Source organism: Flavicella sediminum, assembly GCF_006381105.1.
Classification (GTDB): Bacteria; Bacteroidota; Bacteroidia; order Flavobacteriales; family Flavobacteriaceae; genus Flavicella; species Flavicella sediminum.
Window position 1 is genome coordinate 159283 of record NZ_VDET01000014.1, and the last position, 14833, is coordinate 174115.

General features: G+C 34.7%; 7 protein-coding genes and 1 pseudogene. 2 read left to right on the top strand and 6 right to left on the bottom strand.

Annotation, left to right across the window (positions count from 1 at the left end):
- Positions 1–113 precede the first annotated feature (113 nt).
- Together FGM02_RS13015 and FGM02_RS13020 are read right to left on the bottom strand one after the other, a co-directional pair.
- On the bottom strand, positions 114–1469 hold the full coding sequence (locus FGM02_RS13015; protein ID WP_139958817.1) for an exonuclease domain-containing protein: 1356 nt from the start codon (positions 1467–1469) through the stop codon (positions 114–116).
- Positions 1466–2239, bottom strand: a complete 774-nt coding sequence (locus FGM02_RS13020) for an XRE family transcriptional regulator (protein ID WP_139958818.1) — start codon at positions 2237–2239, stop codon at positions 1466–1468. Before FGM02_RS13020 ends, FGM02_RS13015 begins: the two co-directional genes overlap by 4 nt.
- Before the next feature lie 52 nt (positions 2240–2291).
- Here FGM02_RS13020 and FGM02_RS13025 point away from each other — a divergent pair, with 52 nt between their 5' ends.
- Complete coding sequence (locus FGM02_RS13025) at positions 2292–5279, top strand: DNA polymerase III subunit alpha (RefSeq protein WP_139958819.1); 2988 nt, start codon at positions 2292–2294, stop codon at positions 5277–5279.
- A complete protein-coding gene (gene dinB, locus FGM02_RS13030; RefSeq protein WP_139958820.1) occupies positions 5279–6490 on the top strand; it encodes a DNA polymerase IV in 1212 nt (403 codons plus the stop codon). The genes FGM02_RS13025 and dinB overlap by 1 nt, the downstream gene beginning before the upstream one ends.
- Before the next feature lie 147 nt (positions 6491–6637).
- Here the strand turns inward: dinB and FGM02_RS13035 are convergent, their stop codons facing one another.
- The 4 genes and pseudogenes from FGM02_RS13035 to FGM02_RS13045 all read right to left on the bottom strand — a co-directional run bounded on the left by FGM02_RS13035 (position 6638) and on the right by FGM02_RS13045 (position 14777).
- Complete coding sequence (locus tag FGM02_RS13035) at positions 6638–8860, bottom strand: T9SS type A sorting domain-containing protein (RefSeq protein WP_139958821.1); 2223 nt, start codon at positions 8858–8860, stop codon at positions 6638–6640.
- A 268-nt stretch (positions 8861–9128) separates the two neighbouring features.
- Positions 9129–12269, bottom strand: coding sequence for a T9SS type A sorting domain-containing protein (locus tag FGM02_RS13040; RefSeq protein WP_139958822.1), 3141 nt, complete (start codon positions 12267–12269; stop codon positions 9129–9131).
- A 292-nt stretch (positions 12270–12561) separates the two neighbouring features.
- Positions 12562–12633 (bottom strand): annotated as a pseudogene (locus tag FGM02_RS18430) (glyoxalase); the annotation flags it as partial.
- 131 nt (positions 12634–12764) lie between these two features.
- Positions 12765–14777, bottom strand: a complete 2013-nt coding sequence (locus FGM02_RS13045; RefSeq protein ID WP_139958823.1) for a T9SS type A sorting domain-containing protein — start codon at positions 14775–14777, stop codon at positions 12765–12767.
- Positions 14778–14833 lie beyond the last annotated feature (56 nt).

Consider the following 14833-nt stretch of genomic DNA (forward strand, 5'->3'; position numbering starts at 1 on the left):
ATAATTAGGTTTAATAGCAGTAGTTGCTAAAAAAGGATGAGCCCGATTTTTAATCGGGCTCATCCTTTTTATAAATATTTTGTTACTTAGTAAATACATAGTTATGGGCTCTTCTATTCCAAAGCCATTAAATTTGTGCTGTTGTTTTTTAAGTAACTCGTAATTATTCTATTTACATCTTTATTGTCCTTTTGATGTTGTATGGCTTCTAAATAAGTATCTGTAGATCTATTTTTGGTAGAATCTTCTAAATAGCCAAAACCCATATAAGAGCCTTTTAAAATTAAGGCATAGGCGAATTCATTTGTTTTTCTTCCAGATTCTTTAATAATGAAATTTTCGGTTGAAAAACGCAAGGATTGAATTGCTTCTTTGACGCGCTTGTTGTAGTTTTCAATTGTTTCTTCTTCTCTGCAAACTCCTTTGCATTGTTTTATTTGATAATGAAAACAGCTAGAAACATTGGTTTGTAAGTTGCAGTATTTGGGACAAAGCTCATGACTTTCACATAGCTTTTCTACAAATGTACGTGCTTCAGCAGCGCTATAAAATTTTACAATAGGATTGGGTACATTTTTTAATTGATTCCATGCCAAATGCAAAACCCCTTTTCTGTCTTCATAATAAAAAAGGCCAATACCTTCTTTGGTTCTACGTTGTGCCCGGTTGTATTTGGGAAAATGTTTTTTTATTTCTGAAGATTCTAATAGCAAGGCTAAAAGTTCACTTCCTGTCTCGGTAAAATCGATATCTGCAGTGGCCATGCACATAGAAATTTCTTTCTTCTTTTTGTCGTAAAAATGACTGAGTACACGCTGTTTTATATTGTTGGCTTTGCCGACATAGATAATTTCTTTGTCTTCATTTTTAAAGTAATAAACACCTTCTTTTTCGGGTAAATTGTCAAATACTTTTTTGGGAAGCAGTGGAGGTAAAGTAGCTTCTCTTGAACGAGGATTTAAAAAAGAGGCAATAACAGAACCATTGTCTGCCTTAAGCAATTTTTCAAATAAGATGGTGGTAGCTTCTGCATCACCACGTGCACGGTGTCTGTCAACTAAAGGGATTCCTTCAGAGAGGCAAAGCTTGCCTAGGCTATAAGATTTTCTACCAGGTAATAATTTTCTAGACAAACGGACGGTACATAATTTTTTACGTTTGTAAGAAAGACCTAATTCTTTAAATTCTTTTGAAATAATATTATAATCAAAATTGACATTGTGTGCAACAAATACGCAATCTTCAGTTGCTTCAAAAATATCTTTGGCTACCTCATAAAATTTAGGAGCCTCTTTTACCATAGTATTGGTTATTCCGGTAAGATTGGTGATAAAAGCAGGGATATTACATTCCGGATTAATTAAAGTAGTGTATTCATCTATAACCTTTTCTCCGTCAAAAACAAAAATACTAATCTCTGTAATTTTTACACCTCCGTTGGTTTCTATATCGACAATAGCATATTTCATGAAACCATTTTTTTAAGTTCTTTTAATTCAACTCCCAACTGATTTAGCATCAAAGCGATGCTGCTTATTTTTAAATCACGCTCGTCATATTCTTGGGTATTGATGCTACAAGTAAATTCCCAAACTTCTAAAACTTCCGTTAAAGGGACTTCGTAGGAATCATAGTTTTTGTTGTCAGGAACCAATAGCAGGGTTTTGTTTTCTTCAATTTTATTATACACACGTTTGTAGGTCATACCATCATTTAAAGTAACGATGATGTAAGAGGTACCGTTTTTAATATCTCTAATGTCTTCTAAAAATTTTGCAACAACATAGGAACCATTTTTCATAGGCGACATAGAATCTCCTTTAATAGGAAAGGCTCTGTGTTTTCCTGTAGGTAAAAAAGGCAATTTTATTTTATCTAACTGCTCTATATATTCGGGGTCGTTGTAGCCTAATAAATAACCAGCAGAGGCTTTTATAGGTACTATTTCAATTAAATCTTCATTATCAGCATCAACGGTAATAGGAAATAAAACACGCTGGTTACCAATTTCTATAAAGGAAGTATCTGAAGCATAGGTCAAATCATTCTTAATTAAAACATCTATTGGAAGTTTGAAATAACTAGAAAAAGTGACGAGCATATCTATTGGAGGATCAGAGCGACCTTCTTCATAAGAGCCAACTTTGGAACGAGTAATACCCAGTTCTTCTGATAGTTGCTCTTGTGTTAAGCTTTTTATTTTTCGTAGGTGTCGGATGTTTTTTGCGATATTATTCATAATACTACAAACGTAAGCAATAAAAACTATTATTTGTAGCTAATTTTGTAAAATGTTTTTGAATGCACATACTTACTTTAGTTTACGATACGGAACAATAGCTCCGGAGCGCTTGTTATTACTAGCAAAAGAGTTAGGTGTAAAGGCAATGGCTTTTACCGATATTAATAGTACTTCTGCTAGTTTAGAGTTGGTGAATTTGGCTAAAAAGAATAATATAAAACCCATTTTAGGCGTTGATTTTAGGAATGGAGCGCGGCAAGAGTTTGTGCTATTGGCAAAGAATAATTTTGGTTTTGAAAAGATCAATGCATACTTGTCAGAATTTTTACACGCGGCTGTTTTTGAAATTCCGAAGCGAGCAAAAAAGATAAAAGATACGCTGGTGATTTATCCTTTTCAAAACTATGAAGGTTTTGAATTGGAGGCTCATGAATTTATCGGTGTTCGAAAAGAGGATTTACACACTTTAAAGTTTTTAAAAAGTACACATTTGCTATCTAAGATGGTAGTGCTACAAACGGTTTCTTTTGAAAATAAAAAAGGATTTAATACACATCGTTTGTTGCGTGCCGTTGCCAATAACACCTTGTTAAGCAAGTTGCCAGTGTCAGAACAGGGTAGTGAGGTGGATATGCTTCTTCCTATAAAAACATTAAAAGCCTTATTTTCTGAATATCCTGAAATTGTAAAAAACACAGAAAAAATATTGGCAGTCTGTGGTATTAATTTCGAGTTTTCTGAAGAGGGGACAAGCAATCAAAAAGCGTATACAGTAAATGAAAATTTGGATTTTAGGTTGTTGCGAAAATTAGCATATGACGGAATTTCGTATCGTTTTAAAGAAGTAGATACAGCCATTTTAACGAGAATAGAAAAGGAATTAAAAATTGTAAAGAGAAAAGGTTTTGTTTCGTATTTCTTAATCAATTGGAAGATTTTAAAATATGCTCGTTCCAAAGGTTATTTTTATGTAGGAAGAGGAAGTGGCGCGAATAGTATTTTGGCTTATTTACTTCGAATTACAGATGTAGATCCTGTGGAGTTGGATTTGTATTTTGAGCGCTTTATCAATTTACATCGAAAAACACCACCAGATTTTGATTTGGATTTCTCGTGGAAAGATAGAGATGATATTACTCGATTTATTTTTGAACGTTTTAAAAACACAGCTTTAATAGCTGTTTACAATACCTTTAAACACAAAGCTTCAGTACGCGAATTAGGAAAAGTATTTGGTTTGCCAAAATCAGAAATAGATGCTTTATGCCAACATAGGTATACCTATGAAAAATTAGACCGTCTTTCGCAATTGGTACTAATTTACAGTCGGTATATACAAGGTTTTCCAAATTATTTAGGAATTCATGCAGGGGGCATATTAATATCTGAAAAACCAGTGCATCATTATGTGGCTACTTTTCTACCTCCAAAAGGATATCCTACAACGCAATTTGATATGGTGGTTGCTGAAAACAGCCAGTTGTATAAATTCGATATTTTAAGTCAGCGTGGACTTGGAAAAATTAAAGATGCCGTAACAATAGTACGTCAAAATCACCCAGAAGAACCAGAAATAGACATTCATGATATTCAGCGATTTAAAGAGGATGAAAAAATAAAAGATTTGTTGAGGAATGCCAAGGCCATAGGTTGTTTTTATGTGGAATCGCCTGCCATGCGTATGTTGTTGAAGAAATTGCAGGTAGATAATTATTTGGGCTTGGTAGCGGCCAGTTCTGTGATTCGTCCTGGAGTAGCAAAATCAGGAATGATGCGAGAATATATTTTGCGTTACCGTTTTCCTGAAAGAAGAAAAGAAGCACACCCAATCATGTTGCAAATTATGCCAGAAACTTTTGGTGTTATGGTGTACCAGGAAGATGTGATAAAAGTAGCGCACCATTTTGGTGGCCTAAGTTTAGACGAGTCAGATGTATTGCGACGTGCTATGTCAGGGAAATTTCGTTCTAGAGAAGCGTTTTCTAAAGTAAAAGACCAATTTTTTAAAAATTGTTTACAATCTGGTAAATCCGCACAATTGGTTCAAGAAATTTGGGTGCAAATAGAAAGTTTTGCGGGCTATGCTTTTGCCAAGGGACATTCGGCTTCTTATGCGGTAGAAAGTTATCAAAGTTTGTTTTTAAAGGCCTATTATCCTTTGGAATATATGGTGGCAACAATTAATAATTTTGGAGGGTTCTATGCAACAGAATTATATGTACATGAGGCCAGAATGCACGGAGGTGTCATTCATGCTCCTTGTGTAAATAGAAGTCAAGATAGTACGGTGATTTACGGTAAAAATATTTTTATAGGCTTTGTCTTTTTACAGTCCTTAGAATTTAAAACTAGAGAACGAATTTTAGAAGAAAGAGCTAAAGGTGTTTTTAAAAGTTTGGATGATTTTATTGAGCGGGTCCCTATTTCTATGGAGCAAATACGAATTTTAATCAAAATAAATGCTTTTCGTTTTACCGGAATTCCTAAACGAGAATTATTGTGGGAAGCCCATATGAAAATTAAAAAGGTAGTTTTTGAAGAGGTGTATGCCACCTTGTTTGAGACAGAAAAAATTAATTATGAAACGCCAAAATTAGTATCCTCAAAGTTAGAAGATGCTTTTGACCAAATAGAATTGTTAGGCTATCCTTTGTGTTCTCCTTTTGATTTGTTGGTAGAAGAGTTGTCTACTTCTTTTAGAGCGAAAAATCTCCATCGTTTTACCAAAAGAAATGTCTGCATTGAAGGCTATTTAGTTACGGTAAAAAACACAAAAACATCGAATGGGAAATACATGTTTTTTGGAACTTTTTTAGACATCGATGGCGACTTTTTAGATACGGTACATTTTCCACCTGTGGCAGAAAAATTTCCTTTTAGGGGCAAAGGAATTTATCGATTAATAGGAAAAGTTATTGTAGAGTTTGACTGTGTTTCTATAGAGGTTAGTAGCATGGAACGTTTGGCAATTATTGAAGATCCTCGTTATGCGGATAGTAGAAAAGCACAGCGACCTAAACCTAAAAAAGTACGTTAATGGAACGGTCAATTGTACATATGGATTTGGATACTTTTTTTGTGTCTTGTGAGCGTTTGTTAGACAGTCGCCTAAATGGAAAGCCTATTCTTATTGGCGGGACTTCTGACAGGGGAGTTGTGGCTTCTTGTAGTTATGAAGCCAGAACTTTTGGTATTCATTCGGCAATGCCTATGCGAATGGCAAGACAGTTGTGTCCTGAGGCAATTGTTTTACGAGGGAATTCTGGGATTTACACAAAATATTCTCAGTTGGTTATGGATGTGGTAAAGGAAGCGGTTCCTTTGTATGAAAAAACATCGGTAGATGAATTTTATATAGATCTTACAGGAATGGATCAGTTTTTTGGATGCCATCAGTTAGCTTCAGAATTGCGACAACGAATTATAAAAGAAACGGGTTTGCCTATTTCTTTTGGACTCTCGGTAAATAAAACAGTTTCTAAAATTGCAACAGGAGAGGCTAAGCCAAATAATGAAATTAAAGTGAATAAGGGAACAGAAATTCCTTTTTTATCTCCTTTGTCAGTAAAAAAAATACCTATGGTTGGTGAGGTTACCTACCGTGCTCTATGCGATTTGGGAATAAAAAGAATAAGAACAGTACAGGAAATGCCCATGGATATGATGGCTAGAGTATTTGGCAAATCGGGGGTTGCAATATGGAAAAAAGCAAATGGTATTGACAACAGTCCGGTGGTGCAATACAGAGAACGAAAGTCCATTTCTACAGAAAGAACTTTTGATAAAGACACAACAGATATTGTAAAGTTGGAAAGTATTTTGGTGGCTATGACAGAAAATTTAATTTATCAATTGCGTAGAGGTAATAAGTTAACCTCTTGCGTCACATTTAAAATTCGTTATTCCGATTTTCAAACGCATACGGTTCAAAAAAGAATTCCCTATAGCTCTGCCGATCATAAAATTATTCCTGTGGTCAAAGAATTGTATAAGAAATTATATGAAAGACGAATGCTGGTACGATTGATAGGTGTAAAGTTTAGCCATTTGGTAGAAGGAGGTTTTCAAATAGATTTGTTTGATGATGACGAGAAAATTCTCAACTTATACCAAGCCATGGATAAAATGCGAGAACGCTATGGAGATAGAGCTGTTGTTAGGGCAGTAGGTATGGAGGCTACATCACTTTCTAGATTCAATCCTTTTAAAGGAGAGCCGCCGCCTTTGTTGCCAAACAGAAGGAGGTAGTGCTTGAAATACTTGTTGTATGGAAATTAGGACAAGCTATCTTATTGTTTTTTGAGAAAGCTAAAAGGGTTTTGTCTTTTTTTTAGGTCTGTAGTAGTTTTAGTAAACAATCTATACGCCGCTATCAGTTCATTTCCGTTGTAAACCTTATTCTTTAATTAATTTTACTACCGTAATTTGATTTTCTGTTTTTACAATAGCTAAATAGAAACCAGAAGTCAAGTCACTTATATTATATTCATTGTGCACATCTTTGTATGATTTAACCAGTACTCCTCTCCTATTAAAAATTTCCAAGCTTTTAATTATTTCGTTAGAACCTTTAATTATAGTAAAACTGTTTTGTATTGGGTTTGGACTGATTTTATAGGTCAGGTTGTTTTTAATAATAGGTGTAACAGATAATTCATCGAGGTTTGTATAATAAAAATTATAAAATCTAGCGGCAGTGACAGTGGTTGCATTCGCTTTATCTATATCGTTAATTTCTATAGAAACTTTGGTAGGAATCATACTGAAGTTAACCGTATTTGTAAAGTCAAGACGAAATTCATCATAGGGGGTTCCTGATTTTGTTAGTAGATCTATGTTCGTATGTACCACATTGTATACTTGCGGAGTCAAACCTTCAACTGTAACCGTAAACGTTGCTTGAGTTCCTGCTATGGTTTTAACATCAAAACCTATTGTGCCTTTCTTGTTACCTGAAGTAGCCTGCACATAAAATTCCACTTTACCATTGATATCATCAGATAGGGTATTAGTTCCTCTTAGTTGAATATAACTTGTAGCATTATCCGTAAATATTCCTAAAGTTCCTGGAATAATAGTACGATCTGGTATTGCATTAATCACAAATTTTTGCTCTTCTTTAACTGAGGAAACTACAACTTGAGGACTAATTGCACTAAGTTCTTCCACAACCGTTAAGGATCTTGTAACATCTACGGCTTTAGCATATTTAGAATTCCCTGTTTGTTTGTAAGTTATGGTTGTAGTACCAGTTCCAACAATATGAATTTTGTTAGCTACGATGGTAGCAACAGATGTATTTGAACTAGTCGTGCTAACTGGCAATCCAGAACTAGCAAGAGCTCCTATGGTAAAATCATTATCTTCAAGCGTTTTTAGGGAATAATTGGGAGCAAAGATAACTTGATAAAGACTCTTTTCCGTGTCTTTAACTAATAGTGAGCCTTCAGGTCTTACGTAAGGAATATAATCGGGCATTGGAGATGTTCTTAACCTTGCATCTATTTCCTTCATGATCTCCATTTCTTCGGGTATAATTTTACCATTTGTTTTAGCATTAGCCCATGTAATAGCACAGTTTGCATCCGTTAAAGTACGTACAAATCTATAGGCTTGCTCCACATCAAATAGCAATGGAAAACTAGTACTTGTCCAGTTATTTCTCATGGGAACCCAAGCGTGCTTTACAATATCTGTTTCAGGATTAAAATGTGTGGTTGCAGCAATGATTTCTGGAAATGTAAATTCTTCATAAGCCCAAGAATTAGGTGGTGCACCATGTTCCATAGGAGTTGGATGACCTGCCGTATATTCTACGTGTGGAGAGTAAAAATTATATGTTTTTAATTTATAGGTTGTTGGATCTGGATCGTTTAATCCGTCTGTTTCAATTTCCATAAACGTTCCATCAGAATATTGAAAATAACTTTGGAGATCTTCTACTCTAAACTCAACACCATTCGCACAAATATTTACGGTTGGATCTACATCTTTTAACATGTCTATAAAACTCGTAACTCCTCCCGGGCAATCGTTTATATGATCCAACCAATAGCCATCTGCCAATCCTTTAAATCTTTCTGCAAAACCTTTCATTAAATCTCGCCAAGCCGCACCTTCATCTCCATTAAATTCAGAATTGTTATAATAGTTAGCCCAAGCGGCTTCGTATTCATCTTTTTGAGCTGTACCTTCTCCTTTAGGTGGTCCGTCAATAGCAAGGTAAAGAATCACTTTTTTTCCTCCGTTTTTTAAGGTATTAATTACATCTAAAATGATTTTTTCATTTTCAAGAGAAGGAACAAAATCGGGGTGAATTTCGTTGGCAATGTCCACATTAGGATTGGTTCTTAGCGTATAAAGGTAAGCATGAGCAGGGTGTGTAAAATTAGTAATTACATGCCCTACAGAAGGAAGGTTGTCTACAATTTCCTGTGCACCTGCAACCCAACCATTATCATTTGCTGTCGAATTATTTTTCGCTGCATCAACATTTAATTTAGTACCACCACTAACGATGAGACGAACGCCCCAGGAACCCTGTATGAATTCTTGCGCAATGGCTTTGTTCCCAAACGAGATGAATAGAAAAATGGTGAAAAGGTATATTTTATTCATGATTTAAAATTTATGTTTGTTAGCAAGCTACCCAGATTCTTTTTTTAGAATATGTACAATTGAAAAAAGGCGAGTTCGTTTACAAAACTATTTAAATATGGAACTTTCAGGGTTCTGTAATCATGCAATTAGGTTCTTGTTTTTCTCATTTATAAGAAAAACAGGTTGTACTAAAAATTAGGATATGTGATTTTTTTATTGAAAAATAAAGAGTATAAAAGCACGTTTTTTAGATTGATATGGATACGTTTCAATAAAAGAGAGCTCGCTATTTCGTTTTTACAAAATGAACCTTGCCGATTGTTCCATCTTGAAAAGTAGCACTAAAGATATAGGTACCTGAAGCTAAATCTGAGACATTAAATTCATGTTCCGCTCCATAAAGTTTTACAACTTGTCCTAAAGTAGTATAGATTTTTACAGCTACAATCTCAGTTTTTAAATTTTCTTCAGATAAAAATAAATGAGTTTTTACTGGAATAGGTGCAAGCGTAAAATTAGATTTTTCTATTTTGGTAATACCTAATTTAGGTGCTTCTGAAATGGTATAGGTTGCTGTATTAGTACAATTGTAAGCATCGGTATAGGTTACGGTATAGGCTCCGAAGTCATTTTTTGTTATGGGTGTTAATACAACAGCTCTTCCTGTTTTAGTAAAATTATTAGGTCCAGCCCATTGCCAATTCTCATTTGTACCTTGCGTGCTAATTCCATGTTCTTTAAGAGCAGGCCCAAAAGTTATTTTGTTAATAGTATCTGTGTTAACTTCTAAATTGGCATTTGTAGTCCATGCCTCATCATCAATTCTAGATTGCACCACTACGGTTGTCTGGGGTGGGGTAGTGCCTAAGTAGTATTTAATTACAGCTGTTCCATCACCCGTAATATCTTGATTTACGTTGTACACCAAATCGAATAATTCAGTTTCGGGATTGTAATTTACTTGCCAAAAATCTTTTCCGTGTAAAGATTGGTCAACAAGTTCCCAACAATTATTGTAGGATTTCCATAGAATTGGATTGCTTACAGAACTAAGTCCAGAAAACACAATAGGAACATAGCCTCTACCACCTGTAAGAGTAACTTGTGCTGTATTATTGAAAGTTTCAATAGTAAGGGGATAAGTGCTGTTAATTGTATTTGTTGAAGATGCTGCGGTTATTTTATTCCCAAGAGCTTCTCTGTAAAGTACTTCGTATGAATTTCCATAAGTGGCCAATGCATTTGAAAAGTTTTGGTTTGGACCATAATAGTCTATTTCTTGTTTGGGCAATACAGCAACTTCTACGACTAATTCTATTTTATCTCCTGCTATAAAAGAGGTGATTTCTGGGGGTGTTACCAAACAATAGGATGTTGGGTTGGTTCCTTGATTAGCTGAAAAACCTTTAGAACTCGATCTTTCCATTAAATAAGGAGTATTATTTACAGTCCCATTAAAACTTGCCGTATAATTTCTAATAATCATTCCGTTATTGGTATCAATCTCAATACCACTGTCTGCACCATTGTAGTACAATCCATCACCAGCCCATAACCATGGGTTTTCTCCTGTTAGGGCAATTTCGCTTGTTGTATAATTGTTAGATCCGTTATTTGTAGGGGTAAATTGTCCTATTAGTCCTGTGTCATTTCCATAAACAATACTTTGGGCATTGTGAACATTGTAAAAATCGCCACCTAGCTGAAAAATATCAAATCGATTAAATGCCGTGTTTTCAAGAGCTTCAACAGTTATTTTGTAATAGAGTCGGGTAAAGTCATCAGATCTGTTTAAGTAAAAAGTATAGTCAAATTTTAGTTTTTGATCTTCGGATACTGCTGATATAGAGGTCTCAGTTAAATTTGGAGAGTAGGCTTTAAAGTCTGTTTTAACCTGTGCATGGTAATTTCGAGTTCCCGTACCATCTTCATAAATAAGAAAATCAATTCCACCAACATTACCTGTCCAACCGCATTCTTTAGAAGTTCCGCCATAAGCTTCATTGGTGACTAAAAAAGGACGAAGATCTGCACCTATAGTATTTCCAAATTCATAATCCGGTGAGTGGGTCATGTTTTCACCAAAGCTCCCTAAGGCAGCTTCTAACCATCCTCCTCTAGGTACTCCAGATCCAACAACTGATAATTGATGGGAAGATGCCGAATATGTTTCTCCCCATTTAGCCCCCGTTCTTTTATAAACTAGACTAAGTGTTGTGTTTGCAGGAATAATTATTTCGGTATATTCTTTAATCCAAGCTCCGGAATAAAATTGTGAGGTACCATCGTGCCAATTTTTAGAAACCTGTAAAGGTAAGCCTGAAGGATCTCCGTTTTTATTGCAAATGATAGAGTTAAAACCAACGACGTTAATGGCAGGAAGTTGTCTGAAACATAGTTTTGTCCTTTTTTCTTTGGAAGTAGCATTCGTAAATACCAAATCAATACTCTGTAATTGCTCTGTTGTTGCGCAATTATTATACCCCATGCCATACCTAGGAATGTCAATATAATGTATCGCTTCATTGGCGTCATAAGAAATAGCTGTTACTTCTTGATTAACAGGAGTTGTTTGCGATGCGGTGATGCTTATTTCTTGTTCATCTTGAAAAGCTTCTGTGTATTGACTGTCTAAATTATCCGTGAATACAGCACATACGATACTTATTTGGTAAGCGGTATCTGCGATTAAATTTTGTTGTGTGTTTGTTACCGTAATTTTATTTCCGCTGATACTTACAGATTCGGCATTGACACCTCCTTTTACAACAAAACCTTTGTTGTTTAATGCATAGGCGTGTAGTTGTCCAGAATTGTAATATTGCGTGTATTCTGCAGGGATAGTAAAAGACAATTGCAATTGTCCGTTAGTTATATTTTCGGTAGGTTTTAGGTGAAAGGTAATTTTAAAACGATTGTGCCAATTGGTGAAATCAATGCCCGTATGGTAAGTATTTACTGGTGGAGTTCCATTAAAATTAGTGCTTACAAATCGTCTAGTAGTCCAAACGCCATATTCTGCCATTTGGCTGTCACGAGTTCCAGAATTTGTTGGGGTACTGCTTTTGTCATAAGCAACAGCTCCATTTTGAAGAATTTTATAATCAATATCGCCTTTGTAATTACTAGGAAAAATGGCTGAATTTAATAGAGAGAATCCTTCTTTTCTAGACAAGCCTTGATCATTGACAAGCAAACTGTTTATAGAGAGTTTGTCATAGTTGATGTTTAGAGAATAGCTACTTGAATAATTCGTAAAACTTCTGTCTCCGGTAATTGACGATTTCCAATTGTTGTTCCAGTAGGTATAGTTGTAGGAGTTGGTGTAATTGTCGAAAGAATCTTGATTAACAGTCGTTAGATTATTTTGAGAAAAACAAAATAAAAAACTTAGAAGACTTATTAATAGAGAAAATTGATTCTTCATTATAGAGATTTGGTTTAGTTACAAAGTTCTATGTTTTATATCGAATCTCTCTTTTTTTTAGGAAGATTTGATTGCTCAAATCCAACTAATTTTTGCTTTATTATGAAAAATGATAGAACAAGGAAAACGTTCTTTTTCTTGTTAAGTATTGTGTAGTGAGTTTTTTAGGTGAGTGTAACTATACTGTTTGTTGTTTCGTTCAAATTGCAGCATCTTATTCTCCAACTATTATAGTTAAAATGATAAAAAGTATAACAGTTAGAGAAATAGGATGAGGTATTACTTTGTTTTTTTATTTAGAATCAGCTCCAGATGAATAGGTTAATTCATAACTATGCGTATAGATTTCAAATACAATTCCAAATAAGTAATTCTGTAAATATTCGTACATTTTTAAAGTACAAAAATTTGAAATGATAGGGCTATTCCGATAAGTTCATTCTGAATAGCAACTCCTCGAAGTCTCCTTCGAGAATTATATATACTATAAACAGATTACTTTTTTAGAAATCTAGTGAGCTCTCTATTTCCTTCAGCATCATAAGCCTTTATAATATAAACTCCAGAAGAAAGATTTGAAACGCTATAAGTACTTTGATTTCCTGAAAACTCCAATAGTTTTTCACCTGTAATTGAGTAAATAGAGACAGTCCTAAATTCTTTAGATAGTTTAAAATAATTTTTTACGGGGTTGGGTTGAATGCTCGTAATTGAATTTTCTATTTTATACAATTGTTTACTTAGAACGGGATCTTCTCCTACAAGATATGCACCATTAGGGCGTTCGTAAACAGTAGGATCCGCATCAATAGCAAGTTGTTGGTCAATAAATGTGAGTATGGGTACTTCGTCTTCTGCGGTAGTACCATCTGTGTCAGTAGTGTTTGAAAAAGTGACTGATCCTCCGGCATCCGTAATTCTTTTGACAAAGCGATAAGCTTGTTCTTCATCAAACCTTAAGTCAGATCTTTCACTAGACCAAGTTGCTCTTATAGGTAAAAATAGATGTTTTACAGTTTGTTTGGTGTCTTCATATGAGCTCAGCGAAGATTCTTCAATGGCTGTTACAGTAAATTCTTCATAGGCCCATGAATTTGGTGGTGCTCCAGTAGCTAAAGGGGTTATATGTCCTGCCGTAAAATCTGACCATGGATCCATAGCAGTCATTTTTATAATTTTATAGTCATCTTCATTTCCGTCAACTTCAGTACCATCTTCCTTAATTTCATCCGTATCAACTTTTAAGTAATCTCCCTCGCTGTCTGTAAAATAATCTTTCGCATAGTTGGTTGTTATTGTGGCGTAGGGAGCTGTTTTTCGAATCATTTGTACAAATTCATTTTTTTCATCAAAGGTACTAGGAACATCATCAATGCCTAGACTTTCATTTACATTGTAACTTCCAAAAGAATCTATCCAATAGCCGTCAACTCCTAATTCTGTATAGCGCTTAATATAACCTTCACAATAATTCATCCATGCGGCATGTGGGTTTCCTGCAAAATAAGTATCCACATAATTATTCCATGCTATAGATCCATCGGTAGTAGCTCTATTGGCAGGACTTTGTGCATTTAGGTATAGAATTACTTTTTTACCTGCGTTTTTAAAGATGTTAATTATGTCAATAATAATTTGTTCGTTGGCTAAGCTAGGTACAAACTCTTCGTCAACAATTGCGTTGGAGGTTCCCATTATTGCATCTACATTAGGATTTGTTCTTAAGGTCCATAGTTGCGCATTGGCATTGTTGGTGGCATTGGTAATTACATGGCCCATGGTAGGATAATTAGCAACTATTTCTTGGGCTCCAGCTACATAATCATAAGCCTTGCCGCCATTAGCAACAGGGGCAACATATAGGTCTAAATCTTCACCACCTCTAACGTATAATCGTCCTCCCCAAGAAGCTTTAAGAATGTCTGTGGTACTTTGTTCTTTTATGGGGCCAAAAACCTGATCTACATAATAGGTCAGTGTAGTTGATGCCAATTGTCCATTTCCAAAGCCGATATACATTTGGTTATAACCGCCATTTTCAAAGCCGGTGGCAGCTAAATCTCCTGGACTAAAAACAAAAGAAAATTCTTGCCATTCTTGGCCAATTGTAAATCGTAATGTTTTTTGCTCTAAGTCTCCAGTAGTAGTGTTTTTTAAATAGACCCGTATACGATTGATAGGTTCTAGCGTTGCCGTAGTAATATCGATATAAGCTTTTAAACTTATTGTATATTCAGTGTCAATAAGTAGGGGTTGAGGTAGTTCAAAATAGGCAAAACCTTTGTCTTCTGAAGCGTCTCTTACAAATTTAGAACAAGTTGCATTTGTGTTTATACCGCTATCGTTTGGATTGTTTTCGCTTATAGAAAAAGTTCCCTTTTGAGATCTTGTATAAAAAATAGCATCCGTTTCGCTTTCGTTTTCATACCATAAATATTGTGCATGAATTTTATTTCCAATCAAAAAAAGAAAAGAAGCTAGTAAAACAATTTTAAGTTTTGATGTCATTTATTTTTTTCAACAAATTTCATCTTTTAAGCCTGTAATTTTATGCTCGTTTTGCT